12 protein-coding genes are annotated in these 19,424 nt (G+C 62.4%); 4 read left to right on the top strand and 8 right to left on the bottom strand.

The genetic code is table 11. The features are described 5' to 3' along the window. Positions 1-664: 664 nt before the first annotated feature. Together AC3WS4_RS07380 and AC3WS4_RS07375 are read left to right on the top strand one after the other, a co-directional pair. Positions 665-1,585, top strand: coding sequence for a hypothetical protein (locus tag AC3WS4_RS07380; RefSeq protein ID WP_492735338.1), 921 nt, complete (start codon positions 665-667; stop codon positions 1,583-1,585). Beyond that, positions 1,578-2,474: a nucleotidyl transferase AbiEii/AbiGii toxin family protein gene (locus AC3WS4_RS07375; protein WP_492735340.1), complete on the top strand. Its 897-nt coding sequence runs from the start codon at positions 1,578-1,580 to the stop codon at positions 2,472-2,474. Before AC3WS4_RS07380 ends, AC3WS4_RS07375 begins: the two co-directional genes overlap by 8 nt. Before the next feature lie 96 nt (positions 2,475-2,570). Here the strand turns inward: AC3WS4_RS07375 and AC3WS4_RS07370 are convergent, their stop codons facing one another. Continuing rightward, positions 2,571-5,444, bottom strand: coding sequence for a class I SAM-dependent DNA methyltransferase (locus AC3WS4_RS07370; protein WP_492735342.1), 2,874 nt, complete (start codon positions 5,442-5,444; stop codon positions 2,571-2,573). Between the two features lie 674 nt (positions 5,445-6,118). Here AC3WS4_RS07370 and AC3WS4_RS07365 point away from each other — a divergent pair. Together AC3WS4_RS07365 and AC3WS4_RS07360 are read left to right on the top strand one after the other, a co-directional pair. Beyond that, complete coding sequence (locus AC3WS4_RS07365) at positions 6,119-6,562, top strand: DUF2958 domain-containing protein (RefSeq protein ID WP_492735344.1); 444 nt, start codon at positions 6,119-6,121, stop codon at positions 6,560-6,562. 99 nt (positions 6,563-6,661) lie between these two features. Further along, on the top strand, positions 6,662-8,395 hold the full coding sequence (locus tag AC3WS4_RS07360) for a ParB/RepB/Spo0J family partition protein (protein ID WP_492735346.1): 1,734 nt from the start codon (positions 6,662-6,664) through the stop codon (positions 8,393-8,395). Positions 8,396-8,558: 163 nt separating this feature from the next. Here AC3WS4_RS07360 and AC3WS4_RS07355 read toward each other — a convergent pair whose 3' ends face one another. The 7 genes from AC3WS4_RS07355 to AC3WS4_RS07325 all read right to left on the bottom strand — a co-directional run bounded on the left by AC3WS4_RS07355 (position 8,559) and on the right by AC3WS4_RS07325 (position 19,341). Beyond that, on the bottom strand, positions 8,559-10,559 hold the full coding sequence (locus AC3WS4_RS07355; protein WP_492735348.1) for a hypothetical protein: 2,001 nt from the start codon (positions 10,557-10,559) through the stop codon (positions 8,559-8,561). Between the two features lie 468 nt (positions 10,560-11,027). Then, positions 11,028-12,233, bottom strand: coding sequence for a carbohydrate porin (locus AC3WS4_RS07350; RefSeq protein WP_492735350.1), 1,206 nt, complete (start codon positions 12,231-12,233; stop codon positions 11,028-11,030). Next, positions 12,233-13,507, bottom strand: coding sequence for a putative porin (locus tag AC3WS4_RS07345; RefSeq protein ID WP_492735352.1), 1,275 nt, complete (start codon positions 13,505-13,507; stop codon positions 12,233-12,235). The genes AC3WS4_RS07350 and AC3WS4_RS07345 overlap by 1 nt, the downstream gene beginning before the upstream one ends. Positions 13,508-13,572: 65 nt before the next feature. Next, the gene (locus AC3WS4_RS07340; protein WP_492735354.1) at positions 13,573-14,676 is read right to left on the bottom strand and encodes a PepSY-associated TM helix domain-containing protein; all 1,104 of its coding nucleotides are present in this window, start codon (positions 14,674-14,676) and stop codon (positions 13,573-13,575) included. 153 nt (positions 14,677-14,829) lie between these two features. Continuing rightward, a complete protein-coding gene (locus tag AC3WS4_RS07335) occupies positions 14,830-17,007 on the bottom strand; it encodes a TonB-dependent receptor (RefSeq protein WP_492735356.1) in 2,178 nt (725 codons plus the stop codon). A gap of 169 nt (positions 17,008-17,176) precedes the next feature. After that, positions 17,177-18,844, bottom strand: coding sequence for an amidohydrolase (locus AC3WS4_RS07330; RefSeq protein WP_492735358.1), 1,668 nt, complete (start codon positions 18,842-18,844; stop codon positions 17,177-17,179). Continuing rightward, positions 18,844-19,341 carry a hypothetical protein gene (locus AC3WS4_RS07325; RefSeq protein WP_056345022.1) on the bottom strand — a complete coding sequence of 166 codons (498 nt, stop codon included), beginning with the start codon at positions 19,339-19,341 and terminating at the stop codon, positions 18,844-18,846. The genes AC3WS4_RS07330 and AC3WS4_RS07325 overlap by 1 nt, the downstream gene beginning before the upstream one ends. Between the last annotated feature and the right edge of the window lie 83 nt (positions 19,342-19,424).

The following is a 19,424-nucleotide window of genomic DNA, read 5'->3' as shown; positions in this document are numbered from 1 at the left end:
GGTTGCAATCGGGGAATGCCAGCCGCGCTAGCTCGGCATAGTGCGGATGCGGTGAAACAGCCGTTCCGTGAGAGGCCGATCGCAAACGATTTATGAATTCCTTGCTACCAAATGCGGAGCGCCGCGGCTTGATACCGTGTCGATCGAGCCGCCATTGGTCGTTGCGCTGGCATCGACCGGAATGCTGGCAGCTTTTGAGCTACCTCCCCCCCACCATCTGATTAACCGACTATAATTGCCGTTGCCGTTGCCGGCCTTGGCTGTTCCAATGTCGGGTAGTTGGGCAATCACTTAAGAGGTTTCCTGGACGGCCATTTTGACCGCTTTGTCGACGTAAATGTAATTCTGGATATCCGCCTCACGAGCTAACGCAACCAAATGTCTGCTTGTTGAGATCTGCGTCCCGGAAGCGGCCTGACAGCAAACGGCCAAGGCCGGCTGCGAATTTGGGTGAGAGGTGGGCGCGATGAGTTTCAATGAGTCTTTTCGACGCTCTTACACGCCACTGCGAGCAAGGTTTTTATCAGTGCTGTTTATCCTATGTCCTAAGGACATAGGATAAACAGCACTGTGTGAAAATCAAGTCGGCGGGAAGGCTTGACTTTTCATATCCTACCCTATACCCTATGTCCTAAGGACATAGGGTATAGGGTAGGAGGTAAAAATGAAAGCAACCCGGCCCTTTCAAATGCGCAAGCGGATGACCAATCTTGCCGAATCGCTGGCGCGTCGTTTGGACGCTCAGGATAAGCCGGTCCTCTCGAACTACGAGATTTTCGATGTCCTGACACAAATTTATAAGGACGGCGACGCACGTTATTTGCGCGGCGACAAGCCGAACCACGATATTTTCCGCCGTACGCGCGCGTTGCTCGTGGCCGAGGGGATCATCCGTAGCGATAATGACTATCGTCCGCTCTACCGCGTGATGAGCAAGTCCGACGCCGCAGCCGAAGATATCGCCTGCTCGGTCGATCCCTATTGCTATATTTCACATATGTCGGCGATGCAGCGCTACGGTCTCACCAATCGTCGCCCCGAAGCCCTGTTTCTGACGGAGCCCACCGCCGCGCTGAAGCGGCAGCTCGTCAAGGCGGCGGCACCAAGCGGCAATATTCGGTTCGACAATGATCTCGACCGGTTCAATGGTCCCGCAGAGCGGCCCACGGCGGTGCGCCATCCAGCGAGCGTTCGCGGCCGTCGCCTCGAGATACTTTCGACCAAGCATGTGGGGGAGCATGTTGCGATCAAGGGCACCCTCGCGCGGATCGCGACGATCGGCCAGACCTTCCTCGATATGTTAGACGAACCTGCGCGCTGCGGGGGCATGGCGCATATATTGGAGATCTGGTCGGAGCACATCCGCACCTATCTGGACGATGTCCTGACAACGATCGACGGAGCGCCTAAGCCGATCCTCAAGGTCCGCGCCGGTTATATCCTCGACGAACGCTTGGGCGTTACCGATTCCCGCATCGCGGCGTGGTCGGCGCTTGCGCAGCGCGGGTCGAGCCGCGTACTCGTCGCCGGCGAACCTTTCGCCAGCGAGTTTTCAGAGAAGTGGATGCTGTCGCTCAATGTCTGATCCGGTCGAAATCGAAAGCTGTACCGTCGACATCGACCAATGGATTGAAAAGGCGAAAGCTGATCCTGAAGCCTATCTCGAGCGGCAGGTCACCGAGATATTCCTCGCTGCGCTCGGAATGACGACGCCATTCGCGCACGAAATATTCCTCAAGGGCGGCATCCTGATGGGAGTCGTCTATGAGAGCCCCCGCCAGACGGGCGATGTCGATTTCACCGCGATCAGCGATCCGACGGGCGAAACCGTGGACGCGCTCAAGGACGCGCTGGGCGACGCGCTCCCCCGCGCCGCCGCGCGCCTGGGCTATCCTGACATCTTGTGCGCGGTGCAAAGCTCGCGCTTCATGCCGTCGGAACAGATGTTCGAGAAAGCGCGGGGACCTGCGCTTGCCCTGCGGATCGGTTACGCGCGGCGGGGCACTCCACAGGAGGCGAAATTTCGGGCGGGGCGCTCGCCGACTATCCTCGACGTTGATATCAGCTTTCGCGAACCGGTGAACGCGATCCAGCTCGTCCGGCTCGGCGAGACCGGCGAAACCTTCCGCGCCTATTCGCTCATCGATCTGATCGCCGAAAAGCTGCGCGCGCTCCTCCAACAGGAGGTCCGCAATCGTAATCGCCGGCAGGACATATATGACATCGCTTCGCTACTGGCCTATTTCACACTCGACGATGAAGAGAAGCAGACCTTGCTGAACACGCTCTGCGAGAAGAGCAAGGCGCGGGCGATCGAACCCGATTCGGGAGCACTTTCGAGGGCCGAAATCAAGGAACGCGCGCGCAAGGAATGGGATACACTCGCGATCGAAATCGGCGAATTGCCCGATTTCGATGAATGCTTTGCTTCCGTCGATGGATTTTACCGGTCCTTGCCGTGGAACGTTGCCTAAGCGAGCAACAGCTACCGCTAATGCGCTCAGACCTCGTTCAAAACCTGAGAATTGGGCCGGCACGCGTGCTCGCGAACAGCACGCTTCATGTGTCGGTCATCCACGTCCCGATGCTCGCTCTTGATTCAAAACGAGCAGCCGTGACAGGATTTCTTCGTCGGACAGCATCCCCCCGCGCCAGTCGTCACCCCAGCCATAGGCATCGGCGACCGCCGCGTCTAAAGCGCGATGAGCATTGTCCAGCCACGTCGGGCGCGCATTGTATAAATTAGTCAGCGTCCGCTTCGCCAGCTCCTTGGCCGCCGCCTCGTTCTTCGGCAATATGCGGTCGGGATATCCCGCTACCACCTCGGGCACCCGAAGCACCAGATCCGCTGGATTCAGCCAATTATCGCGCAACTCGTTCAACCGCGCCGCGGCGGCGGCAATCGCAATAGCCCCCGGATCGGTCACATATCCTGCGGCGGCGGCGTCAGGGGTAAGTCCGACGGGGAATGGGAAGGTCTCGAACACGTTCCCGGCGTTATAGACAGGATCGTTGCCGACGCCGTGCCACGAGCAATTGGCCATCGTCCACAGTTCGTGAAAAATAGAATGTAGAACTCCAAAAGTTGTGTCGTCCGACCTGCAAATCACCATCAATCGTTGGTCGGGGAAAATAGAAACCGGCATCCACGCGAAAATGCGATGCTTGGAAACCATTGGAGTCACGATAACGCGCTCGTGTTTGCTCATCTCACGCCTGAGCGCTGGAATGGTTTCTCCGTGCAACCACCAGTTATCACGGCGCAAAGGTCGCCGGTTGGTCGCGCGCACTGGCCTGACGTGGTCGCGGGTGTGACTGAAGGGAGACTCGAAAAGTGCAGCTTCGTCAGCCAGCATATCAGAGAAATCGATGATCCAGCGATCCGAAGGACGTCTAACGACATCATTTGCGATCCAAAGGGGCTTTAGAACCTTGGCGTTTGATTCGCCGTTCGGATTAAGAGGTTCGGATAGCCAAGCTCTTGCTTGGTCACCCGGTATATCAAATGGCCCAATTTTTGGCGGTCCACGAAAGATGATGCCCTTTTGCTTCGCGATCTTAGCGACATTGTTATCTGCTGTCGTAAGGCTAGGGGAAATGTAAGGTACGAGCCGATCATCCAATCGCATTTCAGCATAATCGTCGCGAGAGCCGCAGATGATCGAAACGCGAACAGCGGCCCCGTCGACAACCCAAGCCAGGTCGGACCAAGCACAAAATATTGGAAGTTCGGCCGCGAACGCTTGCAAAGGTATGTTGCTACCGGAAGACCGAATTGAATTACTCGCGACTAACCCCGCCGCTCTTATTTTTACAATCGCGTCTGCGCATTGGGCGAACCAGTAGGACACGAGGTCCGCACTTTCGGGAACTTTACCTTTATAAGCTGCTCTAAGATCAGCGGTGTATTGGTCGCCCAGTTCTCTTAGATGTTTGCTAGCGCCCAAAAACGGTGGGTTTCCAATCACCACGTCGGCGACCGGCCAACCCGCCCGCGTGCCGTCGTCATTCAACACAGCGTCGCGGCATTCGATCGTATCGAGGTTGCGCAAGATCGGATTCTTCGCCGCATCGAAGCCGTTACGCCGCATCCACTGGATTTCTCCGATCCATACCGACACGCGCGCGAGTTCAGCGGCATAGGGGTTTAACTCAATCCCTAGTGCACATTCGGGCCCGACCCGCGGGAACCCGCGCGACAACCCCAGCGCTTCGGCATCCAGATTGGCGCGATGCTCGATATCTTTCAGTGCGCGGAGCGCGACATATAGGAAATTGCCCGATCCGCACGCCGGGTCGAGCACGCGAAAATCGACCAGCCGCTCAATAAAAGCCTGATGGATCGTCCCTGCCTCGCCGATCAGCTTATCAGCCTTGCGCCTTTCCGCAGGGGACAGCAGCCGGTCCTTGGTTCGCTTCGGCGCGCTGTCGATCAGCGCCGTGATCTTAGCCAGCGATGCAGCCCACTCGGCCTCCAGCGGCTCGATGATTACCGGGCGAACGATCATCATGATCTTGTCGCGGTCGGTATAATGAGCGCCCAACTGGCTGCGCTTCGCGGGGTCCAGTCCGCGCTCGAACAGGGTGCCTAAGATCGATGGGTCGATCTGCGACCAGTCGCGCTGCGCCGCCTTGTAAAGGTCTTCGACATCGTCGCGGGTAACGGGCAACGCATAGTCGTCCGCGAATAGCCCGCCGTTGAACCAGTCGATCCGCGTAAAGCCAACCTTGCCGCCCTGCTTTGCCATCGCGCCGAACAGCATTCCGGCATGTTCGGCAAAGCTTGCCGGATCGCTGCGGCAGAGGTCCAGCATTTTGGTGAACAGATTGTCGGGCAGCAGGCCGACATCCTCGGCGAACATGCAGAACACGAGCTGGTTTACGAAATGCGCCACCTGCCCGGCGTCATGTCCGCGGTCGCGCAGGCGCTGCGCCAGCCCTGCAAATTCCTTCGCCGTTTCCTCGGTCAGCGCTTGCCGCGTCTTGCTGGGTTTGAAATGCTCAGGATCGGTAAAGGCGCGCTTCAACCGCTCACGCACGTCGCCGTCAATCAGATCGTCCAGCTCGAAATCGTGGACCTCCTGGACCGTGTTGGTCCAGTTTGTATGGATGCGGATGCGGTTCATGTCGCTGACGATCAGCAGCGGCGGGTTTTCCAGCGCGACGCTATATTGCAGCAACTGGTCAAAGGCTTTCTTCAGATCCTTTTTAGGGCCCTTATATTCCCAGGCGAAGCAGGCCTTGCGCCAGACGTCGGCCCATCCCTCGCCGCCGCTCGTCTTTGACGCGCCCTTTTCGAAGGTGAACCATTCGCCCGCGGGATCGGCCGTAATCGGATCAACGACGCCCAACAACGCGCATAGATCGTTGAAATGGCTTTGTGATGCCGACCGTTCTTTCAGTTCGTTATTGCGCCATTTCGCGATAAATTCGTGCGGTGTCATGCCGCGTTGCTAATCGGCTGATCGCGGACTGGCTACCCGTTTTGTCTACCCGCGCCATTGGGACTCTGACGATCCATGGTGGTTGCCACGAAATTTTGGCACCGTGGGATCGGCGGTTTGGATTTTTCAAAGGGGAAAGCCTTCCCCTGACGGCCGGCCTGTAGTCCGTCCGTACCCCTTCCGCAGAGGCTGGCCGCCCCCGCGACGCCCCCGATATAGTGCGCGGTTGAAAATGGGCGCTCGCTGCCGGCGGCAGGCGCCGAAAGGGATCGCGTGTCTGTCCTGACCGCGCTGCGCACTCGGCCCGGCTATCTTGGCGGTGCGGCGGCTAAGCACATCTGCGCGCGCACGCCGCACAGCCTGCGGCCGGTCCGAGAGCGCGTCTCTTCTCACGATCCGCCGGAACAGCGGATAAGTCTTCGTCGCTGACGATAATGTCGGCGCCGCGTTGAACGCTGCGGCGTTGTCGATCGGCCTCCCGTCTGTCGCTGGGTTGGCCGGCTCTCCCCTCTAGGCGCGTCCCGGCGTCCCGCAAGCCGCTGCGCGGCTCTTCCTCTTCGTTCCAGCCCTTCGGGTGCGGGCCGCCTTCCTGGCCGCGCCCGGCAGGTCGTTCTCGCCGCCCAACCCCGCTCCGCCGGGGGCCTGATGGTTAGGGGGCGGGAATGGAGGATGACATGGGAAAGAACAAAGAGCGCCGCGATGGGGGCAAGCTCCTGTCCGCTGAACTTTATGACGCCTTGGGCGCGAATGACGAGGCGCGGCGTGCCGCCGTGATGGCGGGTGCGGTGGAACCGGACTTCGTGCCGGTTGCCAAATTCTTCTCTCCGGTCGGCGCGGCAACGTGGCTCGCGACCGAATTGGGCGAGGATGGCGATACGCTGTTTGGGTTGGCCGATCTCGGGTTCGGCTGCCCCGAACTCGGTTCGTTCAGCCTGTCCGAACTGGCGTCGGTGCGCTTGTCCTTCGGTCTCGGCATCGAGCGCGATCTGGGCTTCGCATCCGAGGTTCCGCTTTCCGGCTGGGCCGCTGCGGCCCGCCGCGCGGGATCGATCATCACCGCCGAACAGAATTTCCGCCGTGCCGCGCGTGGCGACGAACTTCCGAAGTCCGAGGGCTGAGGCAGACGCTGGCGGCGCGTCTCGCCGCCGAACCTAAGCCGGTCCGCCCAATCGCGAAACTCGACGGACCGGCACCTTCCACGAAGAAAGGTGAAGACAATGAAACTCGACTTTATCGACCTTGGCAAGCTGTCGATCAGCAAGACCAATATGCGCTACGCCAAGAAGGCGCCGGATGTGGCGGATATACTGCCTACTGTCCGGGCGCGCGGTGTTCTCGTTCCCCTGATCGTCCGGCCGAACTGCGCCGAGGGTGCGTTCGAGATCGTGGCGGGCGCACGGCGCTTCACGGCGGCGACCATCGTCGCGGGCGAGAAGGGCGAGGCCGAGCCGCTTCCTTGCGCCATCCTCGAAGAAGGCGACGATGCCGCAGCGCTCGAAGCCTCGTTGATCGAGAATGTCGCGCGGCGCGATGCTGACGAGGTGACGCAATGGGTCACCTATACGCGGCTTGTCCGCGAGGGGCGCAGCATCGCCGATATTTCCGATACGTTCGGAATGCCCGAGGCAATGGTGAAGCGCATTCTCGCGCTCGGCAATCTCTTGCCGCGTATCCGCTCGCTCTACGCGAAGGAGAAGATCAGCGCGGGCACGGTGCGGCACCTGACGATGGCGTCCAAGTCGCAGCAGCGCGCATGGCTGGCGCTGTTCGACGACGCGGATGCCTATTGCCCGCAGGGCCAGCAGCTCAAGAACTGGTTGTTCGGCGGCGGCGCAATCAGCGCGGCCCATGCCCTGTTCGACGTCGAGGCGAGCGGCCTCGCGATCATTGCCGACCTGTTCGGGGAAGAACGCTATTTCGCGGACAGCGATGCTTTCTGGACCGCGCAGCTTGTCGCCGTCGAGGAACGTCGCGCGCGCTTTTTGGACGCGGGGTGGGACGAGGTCGTTGTCCTGCCCAAGGGCGACCATTTTCGCGAATGGGAACATCGTCACGCGCCGAAGCGAAAGGGCGGGCGCGTCTATATCGAGGTGCGCGATAGCGGCGAGGTCGATATCCACGAGGGCTATGTCACGGCCAAGGAAGCGGCGCGCATCGAAAAGGGCGAGACGATTGACGCCGCGCCGACAACCTCGCGCCTGGAACTGACTTCGCGGATGCAGACCTATGTCGATCTTCATCGCCATGCCGCCGTTCGCGCCGAACTGACCGGTCATCCGGCGGTAGCGCTGCGCTTGATGGTTGCCCACGCCATCGCGGGGTCGCCGCTCTGGAATGTGCGGGTCGAGCCGCAGTCGGCGAAAGATGACGATGTGCGCGAAAGCGTCGAGGTCAGCCGAGCCGAAGCGGTGTTCGACGAGAAACGGCGCGCGGTGTTGGCGTTGCTCGGGTTTGATGCCGAGGAACCGACCGTGACCGGTGGCAGCCCTATGCCGCTCGCGGACCTGTTCCAGCGCCTGCTTGATCTGCCCGACCGCGCGGTGATGGACGTGATCCCCATCGTCATGGGCGAAACTCTGTTCGCCGGGAGCGCAGTCGTCGAAGCGGTGGGCCTCCACATCGGTATCGACATGGCTGCGTGGTGGAGCGCCGACGATGCGTTCTTCGCCGGTCTTCGCGACAAGGAGGTACTGACCGCGCTGGTTGCGGAGGTCGGTGGGGGCGAGGTTGCCGCGGCCAATGCCAAAGAGAAGGGCGCGACCTTGAAGGCGATCGTTCGCGATCATCTGGACGGCAGCAATGGCCGCGCCAAGGTGGAAGAGTGGGTGCCGAAGTGGATGGCCTTCCCACCCGCCGCCTACACCGAGCGCGGTGGGGTCGGTACCGTGATCGCGCATAGCGAAGCAGCCTCACATGACACTGAGGAAGAACCGCAGCGCAAAGCTGCGTAAAGCTAAGGGCGGCGATGCCCATGTCGCCGCCCTTACCCTTGGAGCCGAAAAATCGCGCTCCGCTCGCCCGTGACGGGCTCGCGGCGCGTTGCACTGTTGATCAAAAGGTCATGGCTGGACAATCAAACAGGAAGTCAGAGGGCGAAAAGGGATTGCCCATCGCCTAAGCCGCGTCCCAGACTCTGTTCAGAATTTGAGCCGCGAGAGCGGCCTTGTCCTGTGGCAGAAAGCGTCCGTAATGCGCGGCGACCGTGTCGGGCGTGTCTTGGATCGCATAGCTGGCCTGTTCATATGACCCGGTCTGCTTGAGGATATGAGTAGCCAGCACGTCCCGGACATTATGCGGGCCATGAGGCAACAGGCCCTCTATCGCGCCGCGCCCGGTATAGGGGTTCCGGATGCCATATCTTTGAATGATCTGTCGCCAAGCCTCATAGAAGGTCGTCTGATTATATGAGGCATCGCGGGTCTTTGTCTTCACCGTCTTCACGAAGAATGTTCCGGGGTCTTTGGCGCGACCCAGAAGGACACGGCGATGCCGGTCGATATAAGCCTCGATATGCTCATAGAGACCGCCGAGGTTTGGCAGCACCAAACGAAAGGGCTTGTTCCCGAAAAAGGATGAGCTAGCGTTCTTGAAGGCCGACGCTGGGATCAAGACTTCCCAGCCATGCTCCTTGACGTTCCATCTGAGCTCGCCGCGTTTCCGCATTTCGAGATGGCGTTCGGCCGTCGGCAGTCGCCCTTTGGGGCAGATTAGCAATTGGCGAAGATTCTTCTGTCGAACGCCTAGGTGCAGACCGAGGCGGAGCATTAGGAAGGATCGGGAGGCTTCCGCTGCAGCGCGAGGATAGCGAAGAGCGTTCGGCATCAGCTTGAGGATTTCATCGGTGATCTTGCGATACTCGCCCACAGGACTATCGGCCTCAAGCACGGGCATGATGGGCTCGAACGGGTCGCGGTGAACGCGAGCCACGCGCTCGATCTCCTTCACGCGGGAAAGACCGTGCCTATAAAGCCTGTCACACGCTCCATCCCAATCCGACCGTACCTCTTCGATGTCCGCGCTCGACACCAACCCGGCGATCGGTTGAAGACGCGAGGCCAAGCCAGGGGACTGGCGTAGCCAGCCGGTTTCGACGCGGCAAAAAGCGAGCGCGAGCTGGAACATGTTCGCTTCCCAGACCGTGTAGAAGCCGCGGCGGCGTTCGCGCCACTGGACGTACCAATCTAGGATTGCAGGAAAGACCAGCAGTCCCATCGCCAGCCTTTCGGTCGGAACACCGTATCCCTTGACCACGCTGCGCGGCGACGCCGCGAGAGCGCCAAAGAGAAGCCCCAAGTGCTCGATTTTCTGAAAGGCCGTGGCTTCGTTCCAGACACCGTTCCTGTGGAACCCAATGTCCGTCAACGTAGCTGTCTTGAACCTCACGAGGTCCGCCATCTCCGCTTCCAACGGCGGCGGCGCATCTGCGCGGGCCACGGCCAGTTCCAAGTCTGCTTCATCGGCTGATTGAATCCCGCCCTCGTTAGCTGGATCGAAATCACGCAGACGCCGACGGTGTGTCAGGGAAGGAAAGCGTATTGCAAACCGGTGCTTCGCTGCCTCTGCCTGATAGCGTCGGTAATCCGTCGTGCCGGAGATGATGACCGATCGTACCCACTGCAATATTTCCTGCCGATCTCGCGCAGTCCGGTCATCGAAATCGTCGGGCAGATGCCATGCGAGCCTCCGCCGCTCGGAGCGAGTAACGCCGCTTAGCCGTATGTGCCCGCTCGCTGCCCGCGAATTGTTGGTCAACTTAGCTTTGAAGTAACCAGCGGGTAGGCGGTATCGTCGCTCGATCATCGCTAGGATCGCGATGCTCTTCACGGAAGTCGGAGCTTTCTTGCCGGCCGCCCACTGGACGAACGTTGAGCGTTCGATCTTCGCGCCGAAATGGCTGAGTGCCTTGTGCAGGTGACCGATAGAATCGGAATGTCGTTCGAGCTGTAAGGCGAACGCTTCGTGGAAGCATGAGACATCCGTCCATTCAGATATGACCGCTTGGGGAAACTCAACGACGGGCTTTGGTTTGCGGCCGCGCTTGCGAGGTTGCATCGATTGGTTTTCCGACGGCGCAACAGCAGCGGCCGTCGAAAAGCTAGTGCTCTTCAACGTCATGAAATTTAGTTCTTCTTTCTGGGTTTGTAGGTGGGCTGAGCGCCCTATAATAATCCGAGCATATTGAAAGGCAGAGTTCGACCGCGTGGTATGCTGCCGTCAAAATGATCCGAATTTCAGCCTGCGTTGCCCTTCAAGGCGCGCAGCCAGCGCTATGGATGTTGACGTCTGAGCAGACCCTAAATAAAAATTTCCCGGTCGTAGACTGGACCGCTCGCCTCGATTTTTCGCGGTCATGTTCCCCAGACGGGTGCCCGATCCCGAAGTGAAGCCTCGTTTTCGGGGGCTTATTTGGGGGCCTGATAGACGATGCTTCAGAAAATAGGCCGGTTTTTAGCCAATTCCTCGCTCTATTCGACTCCCTTCACCGCTCCATTCCTTGAAATACAAAAGGTTGCGCGGGCGGCCCTGAGGTCGGTCGGAACAGGCCTGCCGGGAGCAATAGGGTGATCGGTCGCGCCGCCGGGCCTAAAAGCCCGCGACGGCAAAACTCGCCTCGGCGCGAAGCCCCATGACGAGCGCATCGGCAATCGTGCGATCGGCGGACGGTCGGCGGATGTAGTGGAGGCTGGGCTGGAGCGTGAGCCAGGGCGCGATCGGCGCGCGATAGGTCGCCTCGATCGCCATCTCCGACGCGGTCGCACCGGTTGCCGCGCGATGGCTGTCCGAGGTGAAGACGGCCGCGAAAGCGACGCCGAACTCGTCCTTGTCGCGTCCCGGCACCCAGCCGCTGAATTTCAATCCACCACTGGCAAAAGCATCGAACATGTTGAAGCGGTCGGCCGCCTTGCCGAGCCGGAAAAAGGCATCGAGCTTTCGGTCGGCCTTTTCGATCAGCGGAAATTCACTGCGGAAATAGGTTCCGCGATTGCCGTGGCCGGTTCCCGTCCCGTCGTTCAGGTCGAAGCGCGCCGTATAGTGCCAGTGGCCGAGGAGCAGCTTCCCGCCCCCGAGCGGCGCCTGGACCTCGCCGACGAGCAGCGCGCCGTCGCCATGTCCCAGCCGGATCGTGGTGCGGCCTGGATGATCCGGATTGCCGGGCACGCCGTCGAGGGCCGCGGCGCGGATCGCCCAGCCGTGGGAGGGTTCCCACTGCAGTCGCGCCGCCAGCGAGGTCGAGGGAAAGATCGAGGGACCGTTCCGGCCACTCTGCGCGAAGTCGGTACCGATGCCGTGCGGGCTGCTGACGAAGAGCCCCGCCGCGTCGAGCGCGTCGAACTCCGAATTGAGGTCGTAGAGACCGGCCTTCAGCGAGAGCGTGTCGCCGAATTTCTGGTCGATCCAGGCTTCATAGAGCCGCAGCGCGCGCGTACCCGCCTCGATGTTGCTCACCGCCTGCGTATCGCCCACCAGATCGCTGATCGACCGGCCATTGTTATAGAGGCCGTAGATGTGGACCTGTGCGCCGGTCCAGCCGGCGAGCTTTTCCATATCGGCCTCGAACACGATGTCGAGATTGTCGAGATAGCGGGTGCCGCGCCGCAGCCCGCCCGAAGCATTGCCCATGACCTCGCCGCTATAGGTCAGCTGCAGCAATATCGGGCCATGCTCCTCGTCGATTTCGGCCGGCGCATGGGTGTGGCTGTGCGGCAGGTGGTCATGGTGGGTCGGGTGCGGTGCGGTCTCGACCGCGGATCCCGCCGAGGCGACAAGCGCGATCGCGGCCGTCAGCATCAGAAGCTGACCATGAAGGCGAGGCGGATGCGATCGAGCCAGTCGCTTGGCGACAGGCCGCCGGCATAAGCCGGATCGAGCGGGCGATAATGATACCACAGCAGATCGAGCTGCAGATGCGGCGCGGGCACATGGCTGATGCCGACCCCGTGGAGCTTATAGTTGGTCGACAGGTCGATATTGTCGTGGCTGAACGCCGCGAGCACCGAATCGACCTGAACTTCCGAATAGTTATAGGCGATGCGCCAGTCGCCCGGCTGCGCGGTGCGGCCCGCGGCGAGCTCAAGGTTGAAGGCGGTGTCGCCCGATACGGCGGCGCCCAGATTGTGGACATAGTCGGCGGTGAAATTCAGCGGCCAGCGCGGCGACAGCCCGGTCCAGCCCAGCGTGCCGATACCTTCGAGCAGGTGGAAGTTCGACAGATAGCGCCCGCCCGAAAGCAGGTTGCCGCGGAAATCGCCGGCATCGGCCCCCGCGACCGAGCCAAGGCGATAATGATAATAGCTGCCGGTCAGCCCCGCCTTGAAATCGCTGGCGAGCGGCGTCGAAAGCGCCAGCTGGCCGCCGAGCATGTCGCTGTCGCGGGCGACCGAGGCCTCGTCGATGACGAACCACAGCCCGCGCGCATCGACGCGCGCCTTGCCGATATTCGCGCCATAGGCGGCGGCGACGCCCTGCGGCGAAACGTCGCCGTCCCACAGCATGTCGGTCCGCTGGAACTGCTGCGGGAACTTGCCAGCATAGGTGGTGAAGCCGCCGTTCGCATAGCGAATCCACGCCTGATCGAGCGACACCTGGAAATCATCGACGAAATTGCCGAGCGTCACGTCGGTCGAATTGGGGTCGTCGGGATCGCCGGTTGCGATCTGCGTCCCCACCGAAAAATGGTCCGACACGGCATAGGATGCGCGCACCCGCGCACGCACCGCGGTTCGCGACCGGTCGCGGCCGTCGACGAAATTCCATTCCTGACGGACGCGCATGTCGCCCGCGACGTCGAGGCCGGGAATGCGGAACAGGCCGTCGGGCGCCGCGTTTGCGGTGGCAGGTGCCGCAAGGACCGGAGCAGGTGCGGGGGGCGAGGCGACCGGAGTCGGTGTGCTTGTCCGCTGCAGCAGATCCGATTGCCGGGTGACCAGCGCCTCAAGGTCCGCGATCCGCCGGTCCTGTTCGGCGATGCGGCGTTCGAGCGCATCGAGGCGACTGTCCTGCGCCTGCGCGGGCATGGCAAGGCTGAGCGCCGTTGCGGCAAGAAAAAGGGGGCGCAGTTGCATATTGGGTTCTCCCGGAATTGACGGAGCCGCGTCGCGGCGGCGTGCATTCGCGATGTTGGCGTCTGTCACTGACGCGAGGCTGACGCTCGACCCCGCGGCTTTCGGCGTTTCAGCCACAGCAACAGCCCGGCGACGATCATCGTAACGAGCCACAGGCCGACGGCGATCGACAGGACGCGGCCGATGATCCCGCCGGCTTCGCCCGTATGGATCGGGAACAGCGCGCTTATGAAGGCGCGCGCCGGTTCGGCCTCGGCGATCGGGAAGACCCCGCGCACCGCGCCGGTGTTGGCGTCGATCAGCACCCGCGTGTCGCCATAGGCGCGGCGGATTTCGCCCGGGGCGTTGACGCGGACATAGTAGGTCGCGTCGCCGTCCCTGGGCCAGGCGACCTGCGTCAGGCTGCTGCCGGGCACCGCGTCGATCGCCGCTTGCGCCGCTTGCGCAAATCCGATCGAGGGTCCCGTGGCGGGCACCGCCGGCAACGCGACGCTCTTCGCGCCGATCAGATCGCCGACGCCATCCTCGAATTTCATCAGGGTGCCCGTTGCCGCGATGACGAGCGCGGGAAGCGCGACCCACAGCCCGAGCGCGCGGTGCCAGCTGTACAGGCGCGCGGCGGGCGGCCCCTTTCGCGCGGGCGCCAGCGCGCGCCGCCAGGTCCCGCGCTTCGGCCAGGCGGCAATCAGGCCGAGGAGGAGGTTCGAGCAAAGGAGTGTGCCGCTGATCGCGACGATCCAGCTTCCCCAGCTGCCGAGCAGATCGTGATGAAAATCGACCAGAAAGCCCATCAACCGACTTTCCTCCGCGCGCGGGCGGTCGATGACCGTCCCGTCGCCGAGGATACGGACCGATGTGCTCTCGCCATCCTTGTCCTGTAGATAGATGTTGAAACGGTCGGTGCCGCTACCCGTCGTCCACACCGTCGTGGCGCTGGAGCCGGCGTCCTCGGCGACCAGCGTGTCGATGCGGCGTTCGATGGCGGCCAGGTCGGTGGTCCGGTGCGCGCTCGAAAGCTGCGCATCGGTGATTTCCCAATGGAAGACGATCGCGATGCCGGTCAGCGCCTGAAGCAGCCAGAAGATCGCGGCGCCGATGCTCAGCCAGCGATGGATGGTCAGGATCGACCGGCGGAAGGGCTTGCGCCCGCTGGAAACAGCCTCGCTCATCCTGCCCTTCTGGCCTCGGCATTGGGTCCCCTAAACATCCACTTTTGGATAATGGATGGGGCCAAGGGGCGATTTCGGATGGGACGTCGCGCCAAAAAAGAGGCCCGGCTGTTGCCAGCCGGGCCGTGAGGGCGTCTGGATTTGGATCGCCGATCAGAATTCGACGGTCACCGAGGTCTTGAACGTCCGCGGCTGGCCCTGGACCAGATAGCCGCCGAGCGACGAGGACCAATAGGCATTGTTCGCCACGTTATCGACGTTGAAGCGGAAGGTGATCGGGGTCTCGCCCGCCGCGACGACATAGCGTGCGCCAAGGTCGAAGCGTGTCCATTCGCCCAGTTCCATCGTGTTGGTCAGGTTGAACGCCTGCTTGCCCGTCTGGATGACGCGGCCGGTCAGCGTGACACCGGGCAGGAAGCCAAGGTCCCATTCGACGTTCGCGTTCGCGGTGTATTTGGGCACGCCGATCGCGTCGCGGCCGTCGGTCGCGCCGCCGGTGGTCTTCTTCTGCGTCGCGTCGGTGATCGACACGCCGGCGATGATGCGCAGGCCCTTGGTCGGCTCGCCGTCGAAGCTCAGCTCGAAGCCCTGGTTGCGCTGCAAGCCGTCGACCGTGAAGACCGGCAGCAGCGGACCCGCGCCGTCGGGGTCGGGACTTACGAACGACTGCGGCCGGTCGGTCGTAAACAGCGCCGCCGACGCGTTCCAGTTGCCGAACGACACCTTGCCACCGATTTCATATTGCACGCTCTTGAAGGGCGGGAAAATCTCGCCGACGTTCGAGGTGCCGGCAGGCGCCGCCGGACCCTGCGCCAGACCCTCGATGCGGTTGCCATAGATCGAGAAATTCTCGCTCGGTTTGACGACGATCCCGACGACCGGGGTGGTCGCGCTTTCTTTATAGCCGCCGGTCTTTGCGCCATTGGCATAGGAATAGCTGCTGGTCTCGATCTTCTGGCGGCGCAGGCCGACGGTCACGAGCAGCTTGTCGTCGAAGGCGCCGATCGTGTCCGACGCGAAGAAGCTGGTCAGGCGTGTGCGGCTGATCGGGAAGGGATCGGCGATATTGCCGCCTAAGAAGAAATTGAACGCCGGCTGCGCCACATCGACGGGGTCATAAAGGTTGGTGCCGTTGGTGGGCCCGCGCGAAAAGATCCCGAACTGATAGGCGTTGCGATTGACGTAGCGGCTGTGCGAACCGCCGACGTTGATCTGGTGCGTGATCGGCCCGGTCGCGAAATGGCCACGCAGCCCGACCTGTCCGGCCTCGTTATTGTCGTTGCGTGGAATGTTCGAACCGGTGGCGTAACCGTCGCCGGGGTTGACCAGATTGTCGATCGTCAGGCTCTGGTAGCGGCCCCGCTCGGCGGCGTCGCGTGCGCCGACGGCGGCGTAGAAGGTGAAGTTGTCGGCGATATCATATTCGAGCTTTGCGATGCCGAAGATGTCGCGGAGCGTCGTATAATTCCACTCTTGGCCATAGTTGCCGCTCGCGCTCGGCACGTCGGGAATCGTCGTGACGCCGAAGGCGAGCTGAACCATCGGGCGCATATGTTGGACCTTGGCGCGCTGATAGGCGAGGTCGAGCGATACGCGCAGCGGCCCCGAACGATAATCGAATGCCGCGCCGAGCACGGTCGAGCTGCGATATTCGTCGTCGATGGCGATATCGCCCCAGCGGCCGGCGCCGTTGATCCGGACGCCGAATTCGCCTTCACCTCCAAAGCGACGACCGAAGTCGAAGGCGCCGCCAAAATGCGCATCGGACAGGTAATTGGTGGTGACGCGGTTGGTGTCCTTGTCCTTCGCGCGCTTGGGTGAGAGGTTGACGGTGCCGCCGAGCGCGGTGCCGCCCGGCGCGGCGCCGAACAGGAAGGAACTGGCGCCGTTCAGGATCTGGACCTGGTCATAGAGTTCGGGCGAAACGAGCTGGCGCGGCGTGACGCCGTACAGGCCGTCGATCGCGATATCCTCGCCGAACAGCGGAAAGCCACGGATCACGAACTGTTCGGACGCGTTGGCGAAACCGAGCGAGGTCCGGACCGAAGGATCGTTTTCCAGCACCGCGCCGAGCGACAGCGACTGCTGGTTGAGGATCAGCGTCTCGTTATAGGATTTGACCGCAAAGGGGGCGTCCATGGCGTCGATGTTGCCCAGCGCGCCGAGCGATCCCTCGCGGGAAACCTGCGTCTGGTTGTTGCGCTGTGCGGTGACGACGATGCTCTCGCTGTCTTCGGCGCTGTCCTGCGCCAGGGCCGGCGCGGTTGAAAGGAGCGCCACGCTCAGAACGGCAAGCGCGCTTCCCCGATAGATGTTGCGATAGGCAACCATGTTCAATCCCCCTGTTGGTGTCCAAAACCCCTCCCGAGCCGGCAGGCCACGGGGGCCAAGCCTCTTATCGGTATGGCGACCTTAGATCGTCGATTGGGCCATTAAACATCCAGTTCGTTGCGCCGGCTGGGGACCAACTTTGCATTTATGTTACAAACGGCTGAAGTTTTCAGCCGTAACGTTGCCTTCCTCCGACGATCGTCCGGAGCACTTTTGCCTCTATAAGCAAATGCGAGTCGATAGCAAATAGATCGCTGTCCCACACCACGAAGTCGGCGAGCAAACCCGGCACGATCGCGCCCATCTTCTTCTCGTTGAAGCCGGCATAGGCGCCTTCCTGCGTATAGCTGTGCATCGCCTGCGCCAGCGTGACGCGCTGTTCGGGAAACCAGCCGTTCGGGTTCAGCCCGTCGAGTGTCTCGCGGTCGACCGCGGCTTCGAGTCCCGTCAGCGGGTCGATCGGCGCGACCGGCCAGTCGGACCCCATGCAGACATGCGCGCCCGAGCGGACGAGCGAGCCGAAGGCGAAGCTGGTCTTGAGCCGCTCCTCGCCGATCCGGCGCACCGCCCAGCGGCCGTCGTCGATCGCATGATAGGGCTGGACCGAGGCGATGACGCCCTGTTCCTTGAATCGCGCGATCGCGTGCGGCTTCATATGCTGGACATGCTCGACGCGGAAACGCCGGTCGCGCGGGCCATTGGCCTTGGCGACCGCGGCGAGGGTGTCGAGGACGATGTCGTTCGCCTCGTCGCCGATCGCGTGGGTGGTCACCTGCAGCCCGGCCTTGTCGGCGCCTATGATCCAGGCCTTGAGGTCGGCCGGGTCGGTAACGACGATGCCGCGCGTCGCCGGATCGTCGGCATAGGGTTCATAAAAGCGCGCGGTGCGTGACCCGAGCGAGCCGTCGAACACCACCTTGCATGCCCCCCACTGCACCCAGTCGTCGCCGCGCCCCTCGCGCTTGATCAGTTCGACCTGCGCTTCCCAATCCTTGAGCGGCAGATAGTGGCGGAAGCGCAGGCCGGTTTCGCCCTTCGCGCGCAGACGGCGGGTGGAATCGAAGCTGCTCGTTTCGAGTTCGGTCGGGTGAACCTGCGTCACGCCCTTGCTCAGCGCGAGCGCGATGCCGCGCTCGACCGTCGCGTCGATCTGCGCCGGCGTCGGCGTGCCGATCGCGCGGTTCACCAATTCTTTCGCCGCATCCTTGATGATGCCGGTCGGTTCGCCTTTCGCGTCGCGTTCGATCACCCCGCCGGGCACGTCGGGGGTGTTGCGGTCGATGCCCGCCAGCTTGAGCGCCAGCGAGTTAAGGAACAGCATGTGGAGGTCATAACGGATGACCGCGACCGGCGTATCGGGGGTGACCGCATCGATCCAGTCCTTGTGCGGCATCTCGCCGCCCCAGCGGTCCTGGTCCCAATTGCCGCCCTGCAGCCATTCGCCCTTGGGCAGCGCCTTCGCCGCCGCGGCGACGCGCTCGACGAATGCTTTGGGGTTTTCGGCGTCGCGCAGCGACGGCTGCGACAGCATCGTCGACGCGATCACGAAATGGACGTGCGGGTCGATGAAGCCCGGGGTGACGAAGGCGCCCTTCAGGTCGATAACCTGCGTCGCCTTGCCGGTGCGCGAGCGGACCGCGTCGGCGCCGATCGCGGCGATGCGATCGCCCTTGACCCCGATCGCGTCGCTGAAGGTCGCCGGCCCGGCACCGGTCCAGATGCGGCCGTTGATATAGGCGGTGTCGAGCGTGTCGCCGCCCTTGGCAAAGGCGGCGCGGGAGACGGCCGCCGCAGCGGTTCCGCCGGCGACGGCGAGGAGCGTGCGGCGGCCGATCATCACTTGGTCGCCGCCGATTTGCGCGGCGGGTTCTCGGCACGCCATGTGTCGAGGCGTCCGAGCCATGTCGCTGCGGAGAGCGGGCCATAGGTCTTGGAATCGGTATGTTCGGCGACCAGTTCGCGGATGTTGACGAAATAGGCGGGCCCGCTCGGCAGGCCGAGCTCCTTGCGCTTCTTGTCCATCGCCGCTTCCTGCGCGGGGGTCGGCTCGATACCGGTCACCGGCTTGAACAGGATGACGTCGAAATCGGCGCCATTCTCATGGAAGAAGAGCTGGGTCGGCGGAAAACCACCGGCGGCGGCGACCTCGTCGGCCTGCGCGATGCGGCGAATGAACTCTTCCTGCTTGCCAGGGGCGAGCTTGAAGATTTCGAACCAGGCTTCGGGCCAGGCGGCCTTTTCGGCGGCCGGAGCGGGCGCCGGGGCCTGCTGGGCCGCTGCGGGCGTGAATGGCAGCAAGGCTGCGGCGAAGACTAGCGCGACATTATATTTCATGAATTTCCCTCCTGGACCGTTGCAGATTTCCCCATTGCCGTGGATCGTAAAACATCCAACAATGGCGCGATCGATGGGACCAA

The organism is Sphingopyxis sp. EU05-FHT14B03, assembly GCF_058790875.1.
The sequence above is the reverse complement of the archived record's forward strand: the minus strand, read 5'-3'. Positions and strand labels throughout refer to the sequence as shown.